The sequence below is a fragment of the Rhizobium sp. Leaf306 genome, from assembly GCF_001423425.1.
Lineage (GTDB): Bacteria > Pseudomonadota > Alphaproteobacteria > Rhizobiales > Rhizobiaceae > Neorhizobium > Neorhizobium soli.
This window is the reverse complement of sequence record NZ_LMNX01000003.1, coordinates 272,821-297,175: the sequence shown is the minus strand read 5'-3', so window position 1 is coordinate 297,175 and position 24,355 is coordinate 272,821. Positions and strand designations below refer to the sequence as shown.

At 59.1% G+C, this 24,355-nt stretch carries 20 protein-coding genes; 6 read left to right on the top strand and 14 right to left on the bottom strand.

Annotation, left to right across the window (positions count from 1 at the left end; all coding sequences use genetic code 11):
* Positions 1 to 139: 139 nt before the first annotated feature.
* The gene (locus tag ASG19_RS14840) at positions 140 to 1,468 is read left to right on the top strand and encodes a dicarboxylate/amino acid:cation symporter (protein WP_062458822.1); all 1,329 of its coding nucleotides are present in this window, start codon (positions 140 to 142) and stop codon (positions 1,466 to 1,468) included.
* Between the two features lie 63 nt (positions 1,469 to 1,531).
* Here the strand turns inward: ASG19_RS14840 and eutC are convergent, their stop codons facing one another.
* From eutC to ASG19_RS14815, 5 genes are all read right to left on the bottom strand, one after another.
* Positions 1,532 to 2,311, bottom strand: coding sequence for an ethanolamine ammonia-lyase subunit EutC (gene eutC / locus ASG19_RS14835; RefSeq protein ID WP_062458820.1), 780 nt, complete (start codon positions 2,309 to 2,311; stop codon positions 1,532 to 1,534).
* Complete coding sequence (locus ASG19_RS14830; RefSeq protein ID WP_062458817.1) at positions 2,308 to 3,705, bottom strand: ethanolamine ammonia-lyase subunit EutB; 1,398 nt, start codon at positions 3,703 to 3,705, stop codon at positions 2,308 to 2,310. The genes eutC and ASG19_RS14830 overlap by 4 nt, the downstream gene beginning before the upstream one ends.
* A 74-nt stretch (positions 3,706 to 3,779) precedes the next feature.
* Positions 3,780 to 4,031, bottom strand: coding sequence for a hypothetical protein (locus tag ASG19_RS14825; protein ID WP_244476184.1), 252 nt, complete (start codon positions 4,029 to 4,031; stop codon positions 3,780 to 3,782).
* Between the two features lie 608 nt (positions 4,032 to 4,639).
* Positions 4,640 to 4,897 (bottom strand): hypothetical protein, encoded by a 258-nt coding sequence (locus tag ASG19_RS14820; protein WP_062458814.1) that lies wholly within the window; start codon positions 4,895 to 4,897, stop codon positions 4,640 to 4,642.
* Between the two features lie 29 nt (positions 4,898 to 4,926).
* A complete protein-coding gene (locus ASG19_RS14815) occupies positions 4,927 to 7,221 on the bottom strand; it encodes an FdhF/YdeP family oxidoreductase (protein WP_062458812.1) in 2,295 nt (764 codons plus the stop codon).
* Between the two features lie 215 nt (positions 7,222 to 7,436).
* Between ASG19_RS14815 and ASG19_RS14810 the strand changes: the two genes are divergently transcribed.
* The 3 genes from ASG19_RS14810 (at position 7,437) to ASG19_RS14800 (ending at position 10,886) form a co-directional block, all read left to right on the top strand.
* Positions 7,437 to 8,456, top strand: coding sequence for an Ldh family oxidoreductase (locus ASG19_RS14810; protein WP_062458809.1), 1,020 nt, complete (start codon positions 7,437 to 7,439; stop codon positions 8,454 to 8,456).
* Between the two features lie 232 nt (positions 8,457 to 8,688).
* A complete protein-coding gene (locus tag ASG19_RS14805) occupies positions 8,689 to 9,993 on the top strand; it encodes a UDP-glucose/GDP-mannose dehydrogenase family protein (RefSeq protein ID WP_062458806.1) in 1,305 nt (434 codons plus the stop codon).
* A 101-nt stretch (positions 9,994 to 10,094) separates the two neighbouring features.
* Positions 10,095 to 10,886: a metallophosphoesterase family protein gene (locus tag ASG19_RS14800; RefSeq protein WP_062458804.1), complete on the top strand. Its 792-nt coding sequence runs from the start codon at positions 10,095 to 10,097 to the stop codon at positions 10,884 to 10,886.
* A gap of 144 nt (positions 10,887 to 11,030) precedes the next feature.
* Here ASG19_RS14800 and ASG19_RS14795 read toward each other — a convergent pair whose 3' ends face one another.
* Positions 11,031 to 11,942 carry a hypothetical protein gene (locus ASG19_RS14795; RefSeq protein ID WP_062458801.1) on the bottom strand — a complete coding sequence of 304 codons (912 nt, stop codon included), beginning with the start codon at positions 11,940 to 11,942 and terminating at the stop codon, positions 11,031 to 11,033.
* A 216-nt stretch (positions 11,943 to 12,158) separates the two neighbouring features.
* Between ASG19_RS14795 and ASG19_RS14790 the strand changes: the two genes are divergently transcribed.
* Positions 12,159 to 13,085 (top strand): manganese catalase family protein, encoded by a 927-nt coding sequence (locus ASG19_RS14790; RefSeq protein ID WP_062458791.1) that lies wholly within the window; start codon positions 12,159 to 12,161, stop codon positions 13,083 to 13,085.
* 49 nt (positions 13,086 to 13,134) lie between these two features.
* Here ASG19_RS14790 and ASG19_RS14785 read toward each other — a convergent pair whose 3' ends face one another.
* The 8 genes from ASG19_RS14785 to ASG19_RS14750 all read right to left on the bottom strand — a co-directional run bounded on the left by ASG19_RS14785 (position 13,135) and on the right by ASG19_RS14750 (position 23,521).
* Positions 13,135 to 14,439 (bottom strand): glycoside hydrolase family 130 protein, encoded by a 1,305-nt coding sequence (locus ASG19_RS14785; RefSeq protein WP_062458788.1) that lies wholly within the window; start codon positions 14,437 to 14,439, stop codon positions 13,135 to 13,137.
* A gap of 33 nt (positions 14,440 to 14,472) precedes the next feature.
* The gene (locus ASG19_RS14780; RefSeq protein ID WP_062458784.1) at positions 14,473 to 16,761 is read right to left on the bottom strand and encodes a glycosyltransferase; all 2,289 of its coding nucleotides are present in this window, start codon (positions 16,759 to 16,761) and stop codon (positions 14,473 to 14,475) included.
* Positions 16,758 to 17,705: a class I mannose-6-phosphate isomerase gene (locus ASG19_RS14775; protein ID WP_200933908.1), complete on the bottom strand. Its 948-nt coding sequence runs from the start codon at positions 17,703 to 17,705 to the stop codon at positions 16,758 to 16,760. The genes ASG19_RS14780 and ASG19_RS14775 overlap by 4 nt, the downstream gene beginning before the upstream one ends.
* Positions 17,706 to 18,142: 437 nt before the next feature.
* The gene (gene recX, locus ASG19_RS14770) at positions 18,143 to 18,724 is read right to left on the bottom strand and encodes a recombination regulator RecX (RefSeq protein WP_280136952.1); all 582 of its coding nucleotides are present in this window, start codon (positions 18,722 to 18,724) and stop codon (positions 18,143 to 18,145) included.
* Between the two features lie 70 nt (positions 18,725 to 18,794).
* Positions 18,795 to 19,823 (bottom strand): HWE histidine kinase domain-containing protein, encoded by a 1,029-nt coding sequence (locus ASG19_RS14765; RefSeq protein ID WP_244476183.1) that lies wholly within the window; start codon positions 19,821 to 19,823, stop codon positions 18,795 to 18,797.
* A 222-nt stretch (positions 19,824 to 20,045) separates the two neighbouring features.
* On the bottom strand, positions 20,046 to 20,960 hold the full coding sequence (locus tag ASG19_RS14760; RefSeq protein ID WP_244476182.1) for a hypothetical protein: 915 nt from the start codon (positions 20,958 to 20,960) through the stop codon (positions 20,046 to 20,048).
* Positions 20,961 to 21,121: 161 nt separating this feature from the next.
* Positions 21,122 to 22,945, bottom strand: coding sequence for a 4-alpha-glucanotransferase (malQ, locus tag ASG19_RS14755; protein WP_062458775.1), 1,824 nt, complete (start codon positions 22,943 to 22,945; stop codon positions 21,122 to 21,124).
* A 174-nt stretch (positions 22,946 to 23,119) separates the two neighbouring features.
* A complete protein-coding gene (locus ASG19_RS14750) occupies positions 23,120 to 23,521 on the bottom strand; it encodes an NUDIX hydrolase (protein ID WP_062458772.1) in 402 nt (133 codons plus the stop codon).
* A 99-nt stretch (positions 23,522 to 23,620) separates the two neighbouring features.
* Here ASG19_RS14750 and ASG19_RS14745 point away from each other — a divergent pair, with 99 nt between their 5' ends.
* A complete protein-coding gene (locus ASG19_RS14745; RefSeq protein ID WP_062458769.1) occupies positions 23,621 to 24,352 on the top strand; it encodes an MOSC domain-containing protein in 732 nt (243 codons plus the stop codon).
* Positions 24,353 to 24,355 lie beyond the last annotated feature (3 nt).

Genomic DNA, 24,355 nt, shown 5'->3' with positions numbered 1-24,355 from the left:
CGGGTTAAGATAGCGCCGTCAAGTTAATTCAATAACTTAGTCGATAGGTGCGGATCTGGCACGTCCCTTGCTCACCTCAAGTTCGATTCTAAGAACATGCCCCGGGTGGGAACCTTGAGCGGGGCGACTGGAGGACTTTATGGATATCTCGACACCCGCTGCCGGCAAGCCGGCGGCACTGCCATTCTATCGCCACCTGTATTTCCAGGTTATCGTCGCGATCATCGCGGGCATGCTGATCGGCCACTTCTGGCCTGAATTCGGCGCCAGCCTGAAGCCGCTTGGCGACGCCTTCATCCGGCTGGTCAAGATGATCATCGCTCCCGTGATCTTCCTCACCGTGGCAACCGGCATCGCCGGCATGTCCGACCTGAAGAAGGTTGGCCGGGTCGCCGGCAAGGCGATGCTCTACTTCCTGACCTTCTCGACGCTCGCACTGATCGTCGGCCTGATTGTCGGCAACCTGCTGCATCCGGGTGCCGGAATGAACATCGATCCGTCCACGCTGGACGGCAAGGCTGTGGCGACCTACGCAACCAAGGCGCATGAGACGACGATCACCGGCTTCCTGATGAACATCATCCCGGAAACCATCGTTGGCGCGTTTGCCCAGGGTGACATTCTTCAGGTCCTGTTCTTCTCGGTCCTGTTCGGTATCTCGCTCGGCATGGTCGGCGAAAAGGGCAAGCCGGTCACGGACTTCCTGATCTCGCTCACTGCCCCGATCTTCCGTCTGGTCGCGATCCTGATGAAGGCCGCTCCGATCGGTGCCTTCGGCGCGATGGCATTTACCATCGGCAAATACGGCATCGGCTCGGTCGCCAACCTCGCCTACCTGATCCTGACATTCTACATCACCGCACTTCTGTTCGTGATCGTGGTGTTGGGCGCCGTGGCGAAGTATAACGGCTTCTCGATCTTCTCGCTGATCCGCTACATCAAAGAGGAACTGCTGCTCGTTCTCGGCACCTCGTCGTCGGAAGCAGCGCTTCCCGGCCTGATGCAGAAGATGGAACGTGCGGGCTGCAAGCGCTCGGTTGTCGGTCTGGTCATCCCGACCGGTTACTCGTTCAACCTCGACGGCACCAACATTTACATGACGCTGGCAGCACTCTTCATCGCCCAGGCGACGGGAATCGACCTGTCACTTGGTGATCAGATCCTGCTTCTGCTCGTTGCCATGCTGAGTTCCAAGGGTGCCGCCGGCATCACCGGTGCAGGCTTCATCACGCTGGCTGCAACGCTATCGGTTGTTCCCTCCGTCCCAGTCGCCGGCATGGCGCTCATCCTCGGCATCGACCGCTTCATGTCGGAGTGCCGCGCCCTGACCAACCTCGTCGGCAACGCGGTTGCGACCATTGTCGTCGCACGCTGGGAAAACGAGCTGGACAAGGACATGCTGGACAAGGCGATGGCCGGTGAGCTGACCGGCGATCCGGTAGCGCCTGTCCTGCAGCCGGCGGAATAAGATACGCTCCCAAGCGTCAAAAGGGCGGTACCTTTCTAAGGTGCCGCCCTTTTGATATGTGGCCTAACCCAGGAGCGCTGCTGCGTCGCGCAGGGCAACGCCGCTGATACCGGTCTGCATCATCGCCTTGACCAGAGCCGTGATCGCATCGGCCGCGCTGGCAATCGACATCCCGCCGTCGCGGATGTTCGATATGCAGTTGCGTCGGGAATCGGGCGTGCCTGACCTCGGTTCGTAGGTGACATAGGCGCCGAGACTGTCGGCTGCCGAAAGCCCCGGTCGCTCCCCGATCAGAATGATCGATAGCTTGGCGCCCAGTGCCTCGCCGACCGGGTCGGCCAGCGCAACCCGCGCATTTTCAGCCAGAACGATCGGCGCCAGGGAAAGATTCAATTCCTTCAAGCGTGTTTGAAGCGCTTCGATCAGCGGCGTTGCGTTGATTTCCACCGCATTGGACGACAATCCATCGGCGACAACGATGACCACATCGAAAATGTCGCCGCTTTCGGGTCTCACCGAACGAAGCAAATCGACAGACGGTCCGGAAAGTTGCCGGCCAAGATCCGGGCGACGGACGTATGTTCCGCGATCTTCCGCAAGGCTTGCGACCTCGATTGCGCCAAGGCCCATCGACTTCAGACGCTGCGAAAGGCCATGGCGATCCATCCCGCTCCACACCGCCTCGCGAGCCCGTGCGTGATCCATCAGGAACGCGAGTTGCACCTTTGTCGGCTGACCGGCGCCGAAGCGTCCGAGCGATACCCGGGCCGCGGTCATCGACCTGAGATCGAGGCTGCGCTTTTCGGTGTCTTCCACCGGGACAGGCTGATCGCGATCCGTCATGCCGAGGCTCCAAGAAGAGCAAGCTCGGACAGGTGCCGGGTCAGCCGCACCGGATCGTCCTTCAAATAGCCTGCCGGATCGGTGAGCCCCATCTCGTTCAACCATGCTTCGAATTCCGGTGCAGGCGGGCGTTTTAGAGTCTCGCGGCAGTAAACGGCGTCGTGGTGCGACAGAGACTGGTAATTGAGCATGATATCGTCAGCGCCTGGCACGGTGATGACGAAGTTCACATTGGCGGCACAGAGCAGCGTCAGGAGCGTATCCATGTCTTCCTGGTCAGCATCCGCATGGTTTGTGTAGCAGACGTCGACCCCCATCGGCAGACCCATGAGCTTGCCGCAGAAGTGGTCCTCCAACCCGGCGCGGATGATCTGCTTGCCGTTGAAGAGATATTCGGGGCCGATAAAGCCGACGACCGTGTTGACAAGAAGCGGATCGAACGCCCGAGCAACCGCATAGGCGCGCACTTCCATCGTCTGCTGATCCACACCGAAATGCGCATCGGCGGAAAGCGCCGCACCCTGTCCGGTTTCGAAATACATCAGGTTCGCATCGACAGGGCCGCGTTTGAGAGCCCGCGCCGCGTCATGGGCTTCCTTTAGGATCGCCAGATTGACACCGAAACCTTCGTTTGCCTTTTGCGAGCCGGCGATCGACTGGAATACCAGATCGACAGGAGCCTGTTGCTCGATTGCCCGGATGGCCGTCGTGACATGGCCGAGGCAGCAGGTCTGGGTAGGGATCGACAGACGGGAGCGCAACTCATCGAGCAGGGAGACGATCCGGACGTAATCCTCGATGCTATCGGTTGCGGGATTGACGCCGATCACCGCATCGCCCGACCCCATCAGTAAACCGTCGACGGCGGACGCTGCGATGCCGCGCGAGTCATCCGTTGGATGATTGGGCTGGTTGCGGGTCGAAAGCCGGCCCGAAAGACCGATCGTCGAGCGGAAGCGTGTCACGACCTCGCGTTTGGCCGCAACCGAGATCAGGTCCTGAACACGCATGATCTTGGAGACCGCTGCCACCATTTCAGGCGTCAGACCGAAAGTGATTGCCTCCAGTTGACGCTGCCCCGTCTCGGGCTTCAACAGCCATTCGCGGAACTCGCCGACCGTCAGCGATGAGATCGGCGCGAAGGCCGAAAGGTCGTGCTGGTCGGCGATCAGTTGCGAGACCTCGTCGGTCTCGGCCGCGATCAGCTCCTCGGCGAGGAATGCCTTAAGCGGCAGGTCTGCGAGTGTGATCTGCGCCGCAAGCCGCTCTACCGGACCCTCTGCCGCCACCCCCGCAAGCTGGTCACCAGACCGCTCGGGCGTCGCCTTGGCCAAGAGATCCTTCAGATCACGGAAACGAAAGACCGTCTGCTCGATCGTGGTCTGGTAGGGCATCAGGCGATTTACCGGCTCAGAGGAACATTACGTCCATCATCACGCCAGGCTCCGACCGATGCAAGCGGCAAGCGTCATGAAATGAGATCAGCGAGCGCTTTGTGGCCGGCAAGCGCTGTTTCCAGTTCCGGAATCGTGTGATTGCCTTCCCGGAACAGGTTGATCATGACCGCAGCCGCGATACTGACGTCCGGATCGCTCCTCTCGAGATGATACTTCGCTCGCCAATTCTCGAGTACGATATCGAGGACTTCAAGTTCCGTGGGGCCGAAGGTCTTTTCCATAAATGCGGGCATGACAAACTCAAACTTCTCAGTGACGGCCATCATTTGGTCGATGCGATGCAAGCTTCAAGAGGCGGGTCATCACTTTCTTACAAATGAGATAAGTTCCAGGCCCGTGCGGAAAAACCTCTGCAACCGCAAGAAGTTAGTTGCAACGCACAATCCTCGCGGTCACGAGCAAAGCACCATCGACAGCGCCGACAGCCCTTTCACTCGTTGCTGCAATGCACAGATCTGACTGTCACGACTTTCAGGGACACAACCTCAGTCAAGATCGCAACTGAAACGAAGCAAGACGCAGAAAGTGCCATTGCGGCGACAACAAGCGTCGCAAGGTTGAGACAACTCGCCAGCTAGCACAGCACTTAGGGAAAGCATCATTAACGAGGTTGGCGAACGTCGGCGGATACAAGACGAACGAACCCACGCGCACGGCAGGAATGTCCCGCCATTGAGCGATGCGAGAGATGGAGGCGACGGAATTTGCCGTGTGGATACCAGTCACCGACGCACAGAAGCCCGGGCTCGATCACCCGGACTTCGATTGCAGCACCTTATAGGCAATGGGACCATGGTGAGACATGACGTCCTCATGCCCGCACCGAAGGTCAGCGTGGGAAGGAGGTTGCAACCGCCTCCACCAAAGCTTTTTATTCGACGGGAACAGCCGCCCCGTCGTCAGGCCTGCGGTAAAATGTCCTGAGCGTGCGTTCATCCTTGCTGGTGACCTGAAGCCAGGCACCCGGAATCTCCGTCAGTTCACGCAGAACGATCGAATGCTCGATGCCGAACAGCCGCGAAAAGCTGCGGCTGTCCTTGGCAACATCGAGATCGAGGGCAATGATCATCCCCGCCTGAATGCCGCTGAGGCGGGGATCCTGCTGTTGCAGCCTGGCAGTGAGCGCCATAAACCGGTCTGGATCCGGCGGGTTTCCCGTCACGCCGCCTCGCGACGGCGAACGGAGACCATCACCGATTTGGATGTGGGCGTATCGCTCTCTTCGCCCGCGCTTCCGATCGGCACGAGAACATTCAGTTCGGGATAATAGCCGGCGATGCTGCCCCGCGGAATGTCGTAGGGAACAAGGCGGAAATCAGATGCAACGCGGGCGATGCCGTCAGTGTACTCGCAGACGACGTCGACGCGTTCCCCAGCCTTTGCGGACAGCGCCTTCACGTCCTCGGGGTGCATGAAGATGACCTGTCTTTCGCCGTAAACGCCACGATAGCGATCGTCGAGACCGTAGACCGTCGTGTTGTACTGGTCATGCGAGCGGAACGTCTGCAGCGCAAAGTGATCGTGCCGCTTGAGGGCGGCCTGATTGACGGTCTCGGACGGCAGGGCGATATCGGAGAAGGATGCCTTACCCGTCGGGGTGACCCACTCGCGATGGGCAGCCGTGTTGCGCAGGTGGAAGCCGCGCGGCTTGCGCAGACGCGCGTTGAAATCCTCAAAGCCCGGAATGGTCGCCTCGATATGCTTGCGGATCAGGTCGTAATCGTCGGCCAGAGCCGCCCAGTTGATCATGTCTGAGCCGACGGTGGACGCGGCCATGCCGGCAACGATCGCCACTTCCGAGAGAAGATGCGGCGAGGCAGGCCTGTTGATGCCGGCCGAGCCATGCACCATGCTCATCGAATCCTCGACGCTGACGAGCTGCGAATTGCCGGCAGAGTTAAGATCGATCTCGGTGCGGCCAAGGCAGGGCAGGATGAATGAGACATCGCCCGGCATCAGATGCGAATGGTTGGGCTTGGTCGCGACATGCACGGTGAGTTTGAGCTTGCGAAGCGCCTGCTCGACCAGTGCGCTATCGGGCGTGGCACGGGCAAAATTGCCGCCGAGCCCGATGAACGCCTGTGCGGAACCATCCAGCATCGCGCCGATTGCGGCGATCACGTTATGACCATTGGCGCGCGGCACCGCGAACCCGAATTCTTTCTCGAGCGCGTCGAGGAAGGCAGCCGGAGGCTTTTCGTTGATACCGACCGTCCGGTCGCCCTGAACATTGGAATGACCGCGCACAGGGCACAGTCCGGCTCCCGGCTTGCCGACATTGCCGCGCAGGAACATGAAGTTCGAGATTTCGCGAATGGTCGCGACCGAGTGCAGATGCTGGGTGATACCCATGGCCCAGGTGCAGATGACGCGCTCTGCCTGCATGTAGACGTCTGCAGCGCGTTCGATCGCTTCGCGGGTCAGGCCAGACTGCGAGATGATCTCATCCCAGCTGGTTGCCTCGACCGCGGCCAGATAGGCGTCGAAGCCTTCGCAGTGTTCGGCGATAAACGCGTGATCGAGCACGGACGGACGGCCGGCTGCAACAGCTGCTGCTTCCGCGGCCAGAACCGCTTTCGACATCCCGCGCACGGCGGCCATATCGCCGCCCAGTTGGGGCTGAAGATAGTCGCTGGCGATATCGGTCGCGCCGCCACGCAGCATCTGCAGCTTGTCCTGCGGGTCCGAGAACCGCTCCAGACCGCGCTCCTTGACCGGGTTGAAGACGACGATCTGGGCACCGCGGACCGCCGCGCGCCGCAGGTCGCCCAGCATGCGCGGATGGTTGGTACCCGGGTTCTGGCCAATCACGAAGATCGCGTCGGCCTTCTCGAAATCCTCGAGCAGGACCGTTCCCTTGCCGACGCCGATCGACTGGCGAAGAGCCACGCCGCTCGCCTCATGGCACATGTTGGAACAGTCGGGGAAATTATTGGTGCCGTAGGCGCGCACGAACAGCTGGTAGAGGAATGCCGCTTCGTTGCTGGCGCGGCCGGACGTGTAGAATTCAGCGCGGTCTGGGCTGTCGAATCCCTTGAGAATGTCGCCGATCTCGGCGAACGCGTCCTGCCATGTGACCGGGAGGTAGCGATCGCTTGCCGCGTCGTAACGCATCGGATGGGTGAGACGACCGTTGAGCTCAAGCTCATAGTCGGACTGACGGCGCAGCTCGGAAACGGTATGGGCAGCAAAGAATGCCGGTGTTGCGCGTTTTTCGGTCGCCTCCCACGAGACGGCCTTCACGCCGTTCTCGCAAAATTCGAACGAGGAGCCATGCTCCGGATCGCCCCAGGCGCAGCCGGGACAGTCGAAACCGTCAGGCTGATTGGCCTTCAGCATTGCCCTTGCACCGGACAGCGGAGAGCCGCTGTTCAGCAGCTGCTTGCCGCAGCTTTTCAATGCGCCCCAGCCGCCTGCGGCCGACGATTTTTTACCGATAAATCCTGTATCCATGCTGCATCTATTTGTCGCGGGGACGATTTGATCAAGCGGCAGAACAGCATGGCTTGATAGGAAATATCTATCGTCCTTCTAAGGGGCTCCGATTTATAGTGGTCCGTCGCGGAACTTCTCATCACCGGGATTGAAAGCGCGGCGTCTGCGGCTATTCTCGCGCCGAACTGAAGCGACATCTAGATACCGAGCGGAACGGCTACGCAGGAGAGAACATGACAGAAAGTGCTGCCATCCATATCGGCTTTGACGATCTGGTCGCTTTGCTGAAGACGATTTTCGTTCGCAACGGCGTATCTGAGCCAAATGCCCAGATCCTTGCCGAAAACTGTGCCGGCTGTGAGCGGGATGGCTCTTTGAGTCACGGGATTTTCCGCATGCCGGGATATGTATCCTCTCTGAAGAGCGGCTGGGTCGATGGCAAAGCCGTGCCGGAGGTGGAGGACGTCGCCCCGGCCTTTCTCCGCGTCGATGCCAAGGGCGGATTTACCCAGCCGGCGTTCTTCGCCGCGCGGTCCCACCTGATCGAAAAAGTCAAAGCCAACGGCGTTGCGGTCCTTGCTATCCGTCGCTCGCATCACTTCAGCGCGCTTTGGCCGGATGTCGAACCGTTTGCGGATGAGGGGCTTGTCGCCCTGAGCGTCGTCAACAGCATGGCCTGTGTTGTACCGCACGGTGGCCACAAGGCGGTGTTTGGCACCAACCCGATTGCCTTCGCCTCGCCGCGCGCGGGCTCTGCTCCATTCGTCTTCGATCAGGCGTCTTCAGCGATCGCTCACGGCGACGTGCAGATCGCGGCACGCGCCGGGCATGACCTGAAGCCCGGCATGGGTGTCGACCGCAACGGAGAACCGACAACCGACCCGAAGGCAATTCTTGACGGCGGTGCTCTGCTGCCATTCGGCGGGCATAAAGGCAATTCGATCGCGTTGATGATCGAAATCCTCAGTGCGGCCCTGACCGGCGGCTATTTTTCAGGTGAGTTCGACTGGAGTGGCCACAAGGGTGCGCAGACGCCATTCACTGGCCAGTTTTTTGTGGTTATCGATCCCGAGCGGGGCGGCAATTACGCTTTTGCCGACCGTGTTGCGCAGATCTGCGACCTTGTCCTCGATGCCGGTCAAGATCGTCTTCCCGGGGAGCGGAGACATAACACTCGAAAGGCTGCCCTCGCAAATGGCATACCGCTCTCGCCCCAAAACCATGACATGCTGATGGCTCTCGCTACACCCTGATGTCTCGTATTTGCAAATGCAATTTCGCGAATATGAACTTCACCGTGCGGAAGAGAAAAAACTTGTCATCGGGGGTAACTATAACGCAGCAAACCCTTTGCCTTTTGCTTGCAAGAAAACATAAGGAGGCATGTAAGGAATGCTTGGAATCAATTTACATCGACAATCTTTAGCCTGACCTACTACATTTTAACTTGCGCAAATATAAGCGACCCAATTCTCAGGAGATTTCATGCGTATCGTAATGGTTGGATCGGGCTATGTCGGGCTTGTGTCCGGAGCGTGTTTTGCAGATTTCGGCCATGACGTGATCTGCGTCGACAAGGCCGCGGAAAAGATCGATGCCCTGAAGAATGGCGTCATCCCGATCTTCGAGCCCGGCCTTGATGCCTTGGTCGAAAGCAATGCCAGGTCCGGCCGTCTTTCCTTCACGACCGAGCTTGCGCCGGCTGTCAGCGAAGCCGACGTCATCTTCATCGCTGTTGGCACCCCTTCGCGTCGTGGCGATGGTCATGCCGACCTCGGTTACGTCTATGCTGCCGCAAAAGAGATCGCAGCTTCGATCAAGGGCTTTACCGTCGTCGTGACGAAGTCCACCGTGCCTGTCGGCACCGGCGACGAAGTCGAGCGGATCATCCGGGAAGCCAATCCGGATGCGGATGTCGCCGTTGTCTCCAACCCGGAATTCCTGCGCGAAGGGGCAGCGATCGATGACTTTAAACGTCCGGACCGCATCGTTGTCGGCCTGTCGGATGACCGTGCCAAGGCTGTGATGACCGAGGTCTACCGGCCGCTGTTCATAAACCAGTCGCCGCTGCTGTTTACATCACGCCGCACATCCGAATTGATCAAATATGCTGCCAATGGTTTTCTCGCCATGAAAATTACCTTCATCAACGAGATGGCGGACCTTTGCGAGAAGGTCGGAGCCGACGTTCAGGACGTCTCGCGCGGGATCGGCCTCGACGGTCGCATCGGATCGAAATTCCTGCACGCAGGTCCGGGCTATGGCGGATCCTGCTTTCCAAAGGACACGCTGGCGCTGGCAAAGACCGCACAGGACTTTGACGCACCCGTGCGTCTGATCGAGACCACGATTGCTGTCAACGACAGCCGCAAGCGTGCCATGGGCCGCAAGGTGATCGCCGCTGCCGGTGGCGATGTGCGCGGCAAGAAAGTCGCTCTGTTCGGCCTTACCTTCAAACCGAATACCGACGACATGCGCGACAGCCCGGCAATTGCCGTCGTTCAGGCTTTGCAGGATGCCGGCGCGATCGTGTCCGGCTATGACCCCGAAGGCATGGCAAATGCCAAGCAGATGATGGACATCGAGTTCGCAGCGGGACCCTATGAAGCAGCAGAAGGTGCCGATGTCGCCGTGCTCGTGACCGAGTGGAATGCGTTCCGAGCCCTCGACCTCGACCGCCTGAAGTCCATCATGAAAACGCCGGTTCTCGTCGACTTGCGCAATGTCTATCGCGCTCAGGAAGTTGAAGCACACGGCTTTGCCTATACGGGTGTGGGCAAGAGCATCTGAACCCGGGATCCGGCACATGGCGGTGTTGCCTTGAGCGGGACAAGCAAGAACCTTCAAAGCGACCGTAATCCCTGGCGGATTTCGAACGGGGATTACGGCGCATGCGAAAGATGATCCGCTGGTTGACCTTGCGCGCCTCACCGCAACTTGGCGAGCAGCGCAGGCGAAGGCTCGACCTTGGAAGCGAACCGTTACCCTACCCGCTTTACGCGATCGGCGATGTTCACGGCTGTCTTGACCTGCTGAAAAGGGCTGAAGCCGTCATTGCGGATGACATGAGGCGATTGGGACGCCCCGGGCTCGTTGTTCTCCTCGGCGATTACGTCGATCGGGGACCCGCATCGGCGCAGGTGCTCGAACATCTATCGAGCCCCAGCGCTCTCGGTTTGAAACGCGTGACGCTTTGCGGCAACCACGACGATCTGTTCCTGCGCTTTCTGGAGCGTCCCGAAGCGTATATGCACTGGCTGGAAATGGGCGGCGACAAGACGCTCGCATCCTACGGCGTGGATCTGCAGCATCTGAGCCTCCGCCGCAAAGGTAGCGGCGCGTCTCTCATGCACGTCTTGCAGGAGGCGGTACCTGAAACGCACCGATCATTTCTTATGGATCTGCCTGTCAGCCTCAAGGCCGGCCAAGTCCTGTTCGTTCATGCGGGCGTGGCACCGGCCATACCGATCGAAGAGCAGCGCGATGAGGATATGATGTGGATCCGCGGGGCGTTCCTCAAGCAAGGGCCTGAACTTCCACATCTCATCGTAATCCACGGGCATACGCCGCAGGAAGATCCTGATTATGGGATCGGTCGCATCGGGATCGATACCGGAGCAGTCTATTCCGGAAAACTGACAGTTCTGCGTATCGATGGTGAGGAGATCTCGATTCTGCAGTGAGGACCAAGCCTTCTGCACTCGTTACCATCAGATGCGCTGGCGAGGCCGATCTGCGCCACGACTTCAAGCAGACATTGTTCGCATGAAAAAACCCGCGCCATCGGCATCTACCGTTGGCGCGGGCTCGTTGTTTTGCTTGTCAGATCAGACCGTGCGGCGACCGACGGTCTCCGTCACGACCACGTTCTTCTTCGTCCCGAAGCTGCCACCGACCCAGCCGGCGATTGCACCGAGTGCCAGGGCGATGAAGCCAAGGATTGCACCAGCAGATACGGCAGTTGCCGTGGCTTCTGCGGCTTCAAGTGCCTGCTGCTTTGCAGCTTCGACGTTCTCGCGGTATGTTGCCTCATACTGCTGAACCTGCTGGCGAGCCTGTTCGACCGGGATGTTCTGCGAGCGAGCGATTGCTTCAGCGGCACGGTTGCGGGCATCTTCTGCCTTTGCCTGGTCGCCGGTTACGGCTGCCTGAACGGCTGCAACTGCAGCGTTCTGGAGAGCCTGCGGATCGTTACCGGTTGTGCTGCGGATCTGCTGCTCGATACCGGCCATCGGGTTGGCGGAATTGGCAATTGCAGGCGCTGCGGTCGACGCAGCCGTTGCTGCCGTCTTGCCAACGCCACCGATGACGCTCGACAGGCCGCTGAATGCGCCGCCGACGAGTGCGCCGATCGAGGTTGTCAGCATGTAGAGGACCACGAGCGTTGTAACAGCCCAGGTCGTCAGACCATGGTAACCGCCCGTCGAGTTGCTCGGGCGGCCGGACAGGCGGCTCGAGACGTAGCCGCCGACGAAGGCCGCAATGATCCCGGCGATGACAAACCAGATGCCGCCGGCGATTGAGAAGGTGCTGGCAGTCGGGTTGTCGGAGGTGACCGGATCAAGCACCGCGGCACCAAGACCGACGCCGAGAAGATTGAGCAGGAACTGCACTGCAAGCGCGATGACGACGCCTGCAAAGATTGCTCCCCAGGATACTTTGTTCAGTGCCGACGTCGCATTGACTGAGACGCCATGAGTGGTTTCGTGCGGTAGATGGGTTGTGACTGGTGTTACCATGATGGTGATCCTTAAAGCGCCTCACAGACGCGTGAGTGCGCCGTTAACAGTTTCGCCTCATTCAAGTTCCGTCAAAATCGTCGGACAACACGAAATATTGGAACAAAAGCAACATAATCACCTTCGACGGTTAATTCTGAGCATGAGTAATATTTCCGGGGAACAAGCATCTTGCCCGGTGGTTGGGACGAGACCTACAACCAAAGGAATACCTCAATGTTCATGCGAGTTGATCAGCTGCAGGCAAACCTGCCGGCACCGAAACGTGCTGACCCCAATGCTGCCGCAGCACTCCAGGAATTGCTGGGCGGGAAATATGGAGAAATGTCGACGCTTGGAAACTACATGTTTCAGAGCTTCAACTTTCGGTCCAAGGAAAAACTGAAGCCGTTCTACAGCCTTGTTGCCAGTATCACTGCAGAAGAACTTGGCCATGTCGAGCTTGTCAGCAATGGCGTTGGAATGCTCAACAACGGCCCGGACATTCCAGGGGGCGACGAAGGCGACGGCGGCGATATTTCGGGCGCACCCTTCGAGGATATGAAGGATATGCGGTTGGCCGCGGCTTTTCTGTCCGGTGGCGGTGGAGCCGCTCCGATCAACAGCAACGGCGTATCGTGGAATAACGATTTCATCACCAGCACGGGCAATGTCGTCGTCGATCTCTTGCACAATTTCCATCTGGAATGCGGTGCCCGACTGCACAAGCTGCGCGTCTACGAAACGCTGACGGACCCGACCGGTCGCGAAGTCTGCGGCTATCTTCTCGTGCGCGGTTCGGTTCACGCCCATGCCTACGCATTGGCGCTGAAGAAAATCACCGGCGTCGAAATCGAAAAGTTCCTGCCGACACCGAACATTCCGCTGTCCAAGATCCCGGAATGCCAGAAATACCTGGATGAGGGTTCGCATCGCCGGCTCTACACGTTCAGCCCGAACGACTACAAGGAAATGGCGGGCATCTGGGGGAATGGCGAAGTCGCTCTTCCGAACGATCCTCCGGGCGAGCTCGAAGTCGTCGATGGAATGCCCGACGGTGGCAAGATCCATCAGTTGACCGGCGTTCCCTCGGCATTCACGCCGGATTACGCGCCGGAAGAAATGTTCGAGATCGCAGAAAAGCTTTACAAGAAGTCGCGTTAATTCAGTCGGCGGCGGGGACTTTGGTCCTCGCCGTTTTTCATTGGACGTGTCACCCGTCCAGGGTCTGCAGCAGCTCCGAAATCCTGATCGTCGAGAAGTTGGAAACCGTATCGCAGACTGCGTATGGCAATATGATCAGGTCGCCGTGCCGCATTCCACCGCATGTGTAGACGACGTTCGGGACGTACCCCTCACGTTCCGACTTTTCCGGACGAACGAGCGGATCGCGTGACCGGGCGAGAACCTTCGAGGGATCCTTCTTGTCGAGAAGTGCGGCCCCGATCGCATACCGACGGACCGGGCCCACACCGTGTGTGAGAAGCAACCATCCTTCGTCGAGCTCGATGGGGGATCCGCAATTTCCCATCTGTACGAACTCCCAGGGAAATTTCGGACGCAGGATCGCTTGGCCGCCGTTCCATTCGTGCAGGTCGTCGGAGTAGATCAGGTAGAGATTTTCGTTGTCCTGCCGACCAATCATCGCGTAGCGACCATCAATCTTCCGCGGAAACAGCGCCATCCCTTTGTTCATCGCCGCGGTGCCGGTCAACGGCGTCATCTTGAACGATATGAAGTCGCTGGTCTGGAGCAATTCCGACCGGATGGCCTTGCCGCTGTAAGCGGTATAGGTCGCATAGAACGTCTTTTCCTCATTCTCCTCCGTCTCGAATTCGACGAAGCGTGCATCTTCGATGCCGTTCGACTGAGCTGGTGTCACCGGAAAGATGACGCGTTCGCTGATATGCTGGTCGGCGCTGAAACTGAGTTCGACGCTCTCATCCGGTGAGCCTGACAGTGGCGTTTGGATCGTTGGGGTGGATGCAAGCCGTGCAGTCGGTTCTATCTCCACGCCGCCATCGGGCGCGATCAGTCCCGTGCGGAACGTCAACGAGGAGACATGCCCCTCGCCGACGGCGCGCAGGCTCAAGACAAACCGGCGGCTACCCTCCGGCACGCCCGATTGGTCCGGGTGAGCGACGATACTGGGGTTGAACAGTGCCGAGGCTTCAAACGAATATTCGTTGAGGAAGTAGGCCCCGATCAGTTGTCGCTGCGTCGGGCTGAAAACCGTGTGCGGCGCAAAGGCTTCTTCCATCTCCTTCGCGCGTGCTTCGAACGTCGCCAGGAGGTTACGGTGGCGGCCCTCAAAATTCTCGAGCACGTCCGCAAGAAGAAGATCGGCGGCCTGCGGTTCCAGCGCCAGCACCCGATCGACAATAAGGTTCGCCCGGGTTTTATCCGTCAGGTTCAGATCCCGGGGTTCGGTGGCGGGCTTGAACGGACGCACGACCACGCGCGAGGAATCGGGTCGCAGGAAGAGCGATTGGCGGTTGACAACAACGGCTTTTGACAAAGCGATCTCATTTCATTTGAACGGAATTCGGGTTCAGGCACTCAGAGCGTGCAATTGGGAGGAGGTTGCCGATTGACTGCCGCTTCGCACGATCCTGCGGTAGTCGACGAGGCCTAAGAGGTAAGCGAGCACGGACTCGGCCCCCCTGTTCTCGTTGGGGCGTGCGCGATGCAGCCCATCGCGACAACTTCCGGTGTCGATATCCACGAGCGGGAGGGAAAGATCATTGGCACCCGTAAACCAGTCCAACGCCATCCGCGCATTGCTTTGCCATTCGGGGCGTTTCTCGGCATGCCAGGCCGTCAGGCAGGCAGAGATGGTTGCGGCCGCCTCGACCGGCTGCTGGTCGAAATGCTGCGGCGGCAAGCCGACATCACCGAAACCATCCGAACCGACCGGGCGGAAATGCCCTGTCCGTGCAGTCTGCATCGTCATCAGCCAGCGCAGGCTCTGCAGGCCAGCGGAGATATGGGTTGGCTTCTCAGCGGCCAGACCCGCAAGGATCAGAGCTTGCGGAAGACGGGCGTTGTCATAGGACAACCCCTCTTCAAACCACGGCCGATCCGGTGTGGCCACACGCGAGAAAAGCGCCATCAGCCGATCTGCAAGAGTGGACCGAACCCGTCGGGCATTGATGTCGTGTCGCCGGGCCGCGCAATATCCGTCCAACCCCAGCAACGTGAATGCCCAGGCGCGAGGTGAGGTGAAATCGACTGCTGTCGGAAGGGCTTCGGCAAACAGATCGGCAGCCCAGTTGCGTCTCGCCGAACTGGTGTCGTTGAGTGCGCATTGTCCAAGCGCCCAGAGGGTGCGGCCATGGCTGTCTTCCGAGCCCTTGTCTTCCAGCCATCGCCGGTCAAAACCCATGAAATTGCGAAAGTGCTTTTGATCCGGGTTCCACGCATGCTGGACAAAGGACGCAAACCGCGTGGTCAGGATATCGGGCAACTGGGTTTCGCCGGAGGCCATGAGAGTGACTGAAAGCAGCAGCGCCCTGGCATTGTCGTCGACGCAGTAACCATGCGACCGGTCCGGGACAGAATGGACGGCATGCTGGAATAGTCCGGTGTCGTCACACATCGACAAGAGGTACGCGAACTGGAGCTCGGGCACACCGGGCGAGCCGAGGGCCGACGGCTTGCGGCCAACTGGCGGGACAGCACCGGGCCGGATTTTTGGCTGGATGACCGCCTCAAACAGCGAGAGGTATCGCTGGCCCGTGCGCTGCCAGGTCATCGAGCGACTGGCGGCATAGGCGCGACGGCGTATCGCGTTGCGACTGTCATCGTCGGTCAGCAATGCTGCGATTTCCTGACCGATCGCCTCGGAATCGCCGAACGGTACGAGAACGCCGGAGCCATCCGCAAGGAGCTCGCTCGCGTGCCAGTACGGGGTCGATACAACGGCTTTGCCGAGCCCGAAACTGTAAGCAAGCGTGCCTGAGGTCATCTGGGCTTCGTTGAGATAAGGCGTCGCGTAGACGTCGCACATCGAAATGAAGTCGAGGAGGGTCGGCAGGTCGACGAAACGGTCGAGGAAGACCACATGGTCTTCGATGCCGAGATCCTCCGCACGCGCTACGAGCGACTGTCGATACGTCTCGCCCTCGGTCCGCACAAGATTCGGGTGGGTCGCGCCAAGCACGACGTAGACTGCGTCCGGCCTGCTCTGCAGGATCACCGGCATCGCGTCGATCATGACCTCGATGCCCTTGTTGGGTGACAACAGGCCGAACGTCAGGATAACGGATCGCCCCTCAAAACCGAGTTTCGTCTTCGCCTCGTCCGGCTCGCTGAAGGCGATTTCCGGGATTCCGTGCGGGACGAACTCGATTTTCTCCGCCGGCACATCATAGACTTCCTGCAGCAGCTCGCGCCCCCGCGCGGCCATCACCACCACCTTCGACGAGATATCGACGATATTGTTGAAGACCCGTCGCTGAGATGGTGTCGGTTCGGCAAGGACCGTATGCAACGTCGTTACGACAGGCATCGTCAGCCGTGACAGCAGCGCCAGGATATGACTTCCGTCATTGCCTCCGAAGATGCCGAACTCGTGCTGGAGGCAGACGATATCGAATTTCTCAGCGTTCAGGTATTTCGCGGCTGCGACATATTTCGCAAGGTCGTCGTCCGCGATCTGCAGATGGACGCTGTGCGGATAGTCATACACCTGGCCATGATCCGTCATGGCGACAATCGCCGTTTCGACGTTTGCTGACGTTTTCGATACCGCTTGCTCAAGATCCGTCGTGAAGGTCGCGATGCCGCAGCGGCGCGGCAGTGAGTTGCCGACGAAAGCAATTTTCCTGGTCTGGGTCATGACAGCGTCTCCGTTGAAGGGAACGCTGGAACGTCCGCTAAGGGTTGAACAAAGGTCGTCTTCCTGGGATCCGGCATGTCCCGGAGCGGACCGACGTCCCGCAGCAGGTTTTCCCGGGCGTCTTTGCCGGCATAGGCGAGCAAAGCTGTGATCGGAGCAGCACCGGCTTGTATCGATGCGTCATCCGCTTCCAGGAAAGCGGCATCACCAAGCTTCAGCGCCATCGATCCTATCGACGCTTTGCCCGCAAGGAGAAGCAGCCAGCATTCGCTTTCGGCCTTGAGTTGCCACAGCGTGTTTGCAGGAAGTGTCACCCGCTCAAGCACGAAGAAGTCGCAGGAGACGAGTAGCGTTCTCTCTTTCGTCAGATGACGCATCGGTTCCTGGCGCGGTGCCTGTCCCAGCTGCGCCACTGAAACTGCCTGTTCGATATGGAGTTCACGCGCGCTTCCATGGTCGAAGAGACGGTATGTCGTGTCACTCGCCTGCTGGATTTCGGCAATGACGAGCCCCGCACCGATCGCGTGGATGGTTCCGGCAGGGACGAAGAACGCATCGCCCGCATAGGCTTTTTGCCAGTTGAGCAGGCAACCGATCGAACCGTCGGATATGGCGTCGCGCAACTCCTCCGTGGACACGGGCGTTTTCAACCCGATCCCCACTTCGGCGCCGTCCTCAGCAGACAGGACGTACCAAGCCTCTGTCTTGCCGTTCCTCATGCCGACGGCCTGCGCCGCCGCGTCATCCGGATGGACCTGGATCGACAGTGCCTGAGACGTGAACAGCAACTTGAGAAGCAGTGCCGAAGCGTCACGGTCTGGACCGTTGCGCGCATAGCGCAGCTCGCCAATGACAGTCGTGCCGTCCGACTGGCTCCACGGCTTCAGTTCACGACGGCCCCACGGCTTTGCTGCGGGCTGCACGCCTAGATGTTCTACCGTCATGATACCTCGTGGGTATGCCGCTAAGATCAGTTCGATCTGAGGTCGTTAGCTGCGCCAGCAAATCAGGTGGAACGGTCGCTATCGCAACGATGTCAGGTTTTGAAACGCGCCCTGGGATATCGGAACCCGCCGGGCCATTCGCGCCGGCAGCCTGTCAGGCTTTGCGCAGGCATACCTGATATAGGGTTATGTCCTGCGAATTTCAATTTTTAAATAAAATCAGCCACCAACAGCTACAAAATAAGATTCTTCACGCATCAGAAATTTTATAAATTATAAGTATATTGGTAATTTACTTAGCTGGATCCAATGAGATACGCTTGAAAGGCCCGAAAAATGCAAAATTGTACTATAAATACGCGTTGCCGCGACTTAGGAATACGCTGCAACATCTAGCCAGCATTGCCCCAATGACCGGAGAGCTGTTCTGCGCTCCTTCACGCTACGTCTTCGCTCAGGACTAGCTCGGCATCGTCGCGATGCATCTCGAAAACCTGCCTCCCGATTTCCGAGCTGAAGCCTGCGCGTGCAAACGATGCGAGCTCCTTGGCCTTGCGTTTCTGATCGAGCTCCACTCTCCTGAACGGGCCAAATGCCCGCTTTCGCGCGAGCACGACCGCGGCACGCAGATCGTTCACGTCAGCGACTGCCTCGGAGGCGGTTTCCCGGTCTATTCCCTTGATCACGAGCCGCTGCGAAATCGCGCGTTTCGACCGGCCGCTTCGTTGCGCAGAACGGGTCGCGACTTCTGCGTAAGCCTGATCATCGAGAGCGCTGTTGTCATAGCCGAACTTCACGGCAAACGCCGCAAGCGCCTCGACTTGCCGATCGCCGATGTCTTCGAACTTTTCCCGCGCCTTGCGCGTGATCGCTTGCCGGAGCTGTTTTTCCGTGTGCATCCGTTTGGACAGACGATAGATAGCGGAGTTGCGCGCCCATGACAGCATACGCGTCGTCGGGATATCCGATACGTGTTTTTCAGCAAGCTCGTTGCTGCTATCGTCTGGTAAAGGCTCCAAAACCAAGTCCTTGTTCCAGTGGTATCACGCGATACCTGACAATCAGAGAACCTTGTTGTATCAACCGCGGTCAGGTTTTTTCGAACTGGATCCTGGACAAGGGCATCGCAGTTGTCACGACGACACCATCCGGCTCGTAATCGGTCGTGGCGGTTCCGTAAGAGTTCAGACTGGACGCGATAAGCCGAGAGCCAAATCCCTTTCTGGTCGGGATAGCGACGGGTGGCCCGCCGACTTCCCGCCAAGACGAGATTAGAAAATCCTCTCCCTCCCGGGCTTCGATTCTCCATGCAATATCGATGTGACCATTGCTCTCGGAGAGTGCGCCGTATTTGGAGGCATTCGTGAAAAGCTCGTGCAGCACCAGCGAGAACGACAGGGCGGCCTGGGGATCAAGCTCGATCTCCGGTCCCTCGATCCGGACTCGGTCGGAACCCTCAAGACCGATGTTGATCGTTGCGGCGTTCACGATCTGGCCAAGCGTCGCGCTCACCCAGTTCTTCTGGAGCAAAATATCGTGTGCCGAGGCGTAGGCCGACATGCGCGACTGGAGCTTCTCGCCGGCATCTTCGAGCGAGGCCGCATTGCGGATCGACTGCGTTGCAATCGACTGCACCACCGAGATGGTGTTTTTCATCCGGTGACCGAGCTCGAGCATGAGCAGGCGTTGCTGGTCGGCCTGTTCTCTTTCCTGCGTTCTGTCGCGAAGGATTTTGATGAAGCCTATGACGGTATCGTCATCGGATCGCAACGCCATCATCTCGCCGGACGCCCAGAAGGTTGAACCGTCCTCGCGCAGATGCCATCGCTCGTCGCTACCACGCCCCTGGCTCAGGGCGGCAGTCATCTCCCGTTGCGGAATGCCCTGCTCGCGATCCTCGAGCGTGAAGAAGGCTGTGGCCGGCCTGCCCACCATCTCGTCTGCATCCCAGCCGAGAACACGCCGAGCGCCCTCGTTCCAACTGGTCACAAGACCATCGAGATCCATCGAAATGATCGCGTAATCGATCGCGCTCTGGACGATGGCTTCGAGATACCGCTCTCTTGAGGAAATCTTGTCTGTGGGTATCTCGATCTTCATCAACTGGTCTTTCGCCATATCGGTCCCAACGTGGTGGCACGAACCAGCTCAACTGGGGAATTTTAGCACTATCTGCAATCCCTATTCAAAGAGGATCGTGGAAATCGTGTGGCACAAGATCGGCCTCCCGTCGAGCCGCCATAGGCGACCCGATCTCGAAGCTGGCGGCGAGACGACAGTTCACATCGTCGGCGTCTCCCGCCCGAGCCATACAGCGGAGGAAAGCACCGACAGCCAGTCTTACAATTCGCCCTTATGAAGAAGGGTGCGAACATCGTCGGAGACCTGGTTGGCGGCTCCCAGCGTCTCGATCAGCTGCGCCTGTCGGCTTCCTCTCAATCCCGCGGTCGTCAGCTGCTTGTCGCGGACATAGGTATAGATGCCGCTTACTGCGAAGGCAGTCGCATGGCTGATCTGGGCTTTCTGGTCGGAGAGCGTTCTCTGGAACAGATCGCCGCCGTAGAACTGCCGACGAGCAAGCGGGCTGGCGAATGCGAGCTCCAACACCGCAATGTGCCCTCTCTCGTCTGGAACAGTATGATCGACGCCGCGAGCAGGCGGTGCGGGTTTTGCGTTGTCGTAGACATCGGGCAAGTGCAGACGCACTTTCATAGCGGCAGGGTCTGAGGAAATCTTCTCGGCAAGGTTCGTCATGAACGTTGCAAAGGCGAACGCATCGCCTGTCCTGGAGCCGAGATGGACGTGGATGCGATCAAGTCCGTCGTCTCCGTTGGGAACCGGGTCGGCGCTGCGATCGATGAGTGTGGTTGAGCCCTTGGGAAGGGCATAGGCAACGGTTGCTGCAAACATGTTCTGCTCGTCCGCAAACAGGATCGAGCAGGCGTCATTGAATTCCTTCTGGTCGGCCGCCGTCTCGAAGCCGATCTCGACGCCGCCGTCCAGGACATAGTTTTCAAATGGCGAAACCCCGTCGATTTCAGGCCAGAGATGCGCGTCCTGTTCGCGGTTGAAGTGGTTTTGTACATACCATCCAAGCCCGGGGATTCGGGAACAGAGCGGGCCATGCACATCGCGCCAATAATTGGCGAACGTTTCGTGCGGCACTTTTGGACGACGAAGGACGGTCGTGTAGGTGTTGATCGCTATGGCGGCATCGCGCGCCGCAAAATTCGTGTCGTTCGATGAAATGGACAAATGAAACTCCGATTCGTTGCACGGGGAGAACATGCAGCGGTTTCGGTTGTTCCTTTTGCCCCAACATTAGAGCCGGCAGACGAGCGGACGCAGGATCATCGCATCGGAAGCGCGCCGTCACCGAGTGACGGCGCGCTTCTATTGCTCCCAAGACCTAGCTTTTATTTTCGCCGCGCGGCCGCAACCTCACCCAGGATGTCATGCAGTTCCGGGAGTGCGTCGAGCTCTTCCAGCATGACGGACAGTTTCGGTTTCCAGTTCGGATAACTGTCGCTCGTGCCAGGGACGTTGGTGGGCTGCTTTTCGTCCGTAAGATCGGCGAGCCGTACAGCCATCAGGAGGGATGGCGTTCTGGCAACGAAGGCATGGGCAGTCGCCGCCAGATTTCTACGAATGGAGTGATCCACCGCTTCCGACCCCATAAGATCGGCCGCCCGGAATGCGGAAAGCACGTCGCGCCTTTCGCTCTTTCTCTCGCTCTTCTGCTGACGGGCAGCGTCTTCGGGCACGAGATCGTTCTTTTCCCGCATCATGACGTCAGCTGCCCGCCACCAGCCGGAAAACGTCTGGTGGTCATGGGTTGATACACATGCCAAGGCCAGCGCCGGATACTGGTCGGGCGGATGAAAGCCCTGCTTTCCCTGCTCGTAGGAGAGAATTCTGTAGGAGAGAATGTTGGCAGCCTCCAATTCTCCCTGCAGCCCTTGCGGCAGATTGCCGAGATCTTCTCCGATGACGAGGCAGCCATATGTGTTGGAGAGGTCCGCAAGCGTCTTGATCAACGCTTGTTGGGGGTAGCCGACATAGGCACCCTCTTCGGGGCTTTCTCCCGATGGCACAAGGAAAAGGCGCCGCAGAGCTGCTGCATGGTCGATGCGAACCGCGCCCGCGTAGCGCATGACACCTTCCATCGTGGTCTCAAATGGGGACGGATTTCCCGAAGCGATCGCCGAAGGGTGAAACGCTGCAAGCTGCCAGTCCTGACCATAAACCGCCATGGGATCTGGCGGACTGCCGATGCTGGCACCTTCGACATAGGCATGACGGCTGCTCCAGGTGGCCGATCCGTCCAGTGCCTCGCCGACGGCGACGTCGAGATAGAGGCCGACGCGCATGCCTGCAGCCTTTGCACGAGCTGAAGCCTCGGTGAGCTGCCCATGTGCCAGATACTGGAGCCACAGGTGGAAATCGACGCGATCGCCGTGCGTTTCCGCAAACAGCTTTACCGTCTCCGACTGCGGATCCTGATATTTTTGCGGCCACGCCTTCCAACCGACGCTGCCCCCAGATGCGACAAGGGTCTCCGAGATCGCCTCGAACAAGGCGTGCAGCCTCAGTTCAGCGTCGCCTTCCCTGCAGAAATCCTGAAACGCGGGGTCCTCTCGGCGTTTTTCTGTCGTCCAGATTCTGTAGAGCACCTCGCGCTTGATCCGCGCGACATTCCCGTAGTCGACCAGTTCCGTTCGTTGCAACCGGGCAATATCTTCCTCCAGCTCAGGCGAGCTTGCGAAGCCGTCGATCCGATCGACAGCAATGTAGAGGGGATTGAGAAAACGCCGGTTGGAGGGTTCGTAAGGACTGCATCGTCCGGCAGCGGCCATGAACGGCGCATGGAGCGGATTGAGACCGACGAAATCGGCACCCCAGCCTGCGGCGAGATCAATGAAAGTGGACAGGTCGTCAAAATCGCCGATCCCCCAGTTTCGGCGCGATCTTAGTTCGTAAAGCTGCAGCGCCACGCCCCAGACCCGCTCGCCCTGCAGATCAGGAAGAAAGCACTGGGGTTGACCGGAATCTTCGACCGAGGCGGTCTGGTCCTGGTCGTTGTTTTGCGAGTACCGCTCCAGCGACGCGAGGATTTTCGCCCGGCCGGCTGTCGAAACGGGCACGTCATTGCCCTGGGGTGAGGGTCTTTTGTTTTCAATATCGTAGGCCTCGGAGCTCTGGCCCCGATCGAGCATGGCGTCGTCAATATTCTGCTTCATTAGCCCACCTCGTCAATATTACACGGTCGGCAGGCAAAGCATGCAGCTTTCCTCCAACGTCGATTTCTGAGCCCAAACCGTCTGCGGGTTGAGGAAGTTCCCCGGCGCAATGCCCGGACTAGGAAAGAGTTTCTGCTCTGCGAGGTACATCTCGCTGCAGCGGACGAAATTGCGCTACGAGTCCTGCAGCATTTGCAGGATGACAGAGCGGTACTCCGGCATGGCCAGTTCCATTGCCTCGAGGTCTTCCCGGCCAAACCAGCCCAATTCGGAATGCTCGGTGCCGAGCAGGGAAGCCTGTCCACCTTTCCAGAGCGGTACCGCATAGGTGTGGAAGGGCGATTTCTGCTTTTCGTCACGGCTCTCGTACAATGTCGCGACCTTGTTGAAGGCAAGTGGCGTGAGCCCCACCTCTTCCTCGCATTCCCGCACCAGAGCCTCGTCCAGGCCCTCGCCTTTTTCGACATGACCGCCGACCAGATCCCACAAATTTGCCGACCACTTTCGGTGCGATGCGCGCCGGACAAGCAGGATCTTTCCATTTCCGACAAAACCTGCGCATACGATCTTCGCCATTGTTTCTCCTCTGTCCTGTCGAAGCGTTCGCAGACATTGAGGGAACCACCTGTGGCAAATTCAGTTCCCTGCCCTTGAGACGCATTGACGAGGGTATGAATGGCACCGCCGCAATTTGGGACTATCGAAGAGATCTGGCGCTACCCGGTAAGCTCGCTTGGCGGCGAGCGTTTGACCTCCGTCGAGCTGGGAACGGACGGAATCGAGGGCGATCGTTCATGGTGCGTTGCTGATGCGCAGTCCGGCCATCCGGCGGCGCCCGAGAAAGAATCTCGCTGGAAACCGGCACTTTTCCTCCACTCGAGATCAGGTCGAGACCGGCCTGAAATCGGATTTCCGGATGGGGAGTGGCTGCGTGTCGGAGAGAGAGATACCGATGCGAAGCTGACCCTCTATTTCGGCTTCGAGGTCGAAACGCGTCCCTATGTCGCGACCGGCGATGCACAGACGGCCGTCAACCGTTATGAAGTGAGCCCGGTCCATCTCGTGACGACCAACTCACTTCGACACTTGTCCACGATCGTCGGAACCGACGATATCGACAGCCGCCGGTTTCGCCCCAACGTCGTGCTGCGAACGCCTGCGGCCGAGGGCTTTGAGGAGAAGTCATGGCTTGGAAGCCGGATGCAGATGGGAGAAGCGACCATCCACATCTGCGAAGAAGCCAAGCGGTGCGGAATGACGCTGATCGCGCAACCCGGGCTTCCCGAAAACCCCGACGTGCTTCGCTCGCTTTTGCGACAAAACAAGCGAAACTTCGGCATCTATGGCGATGTCGAGATACCCGGGAAGCTGACATTGGGTGACCCGGTCGAGATCGTGACGGGCTGACGC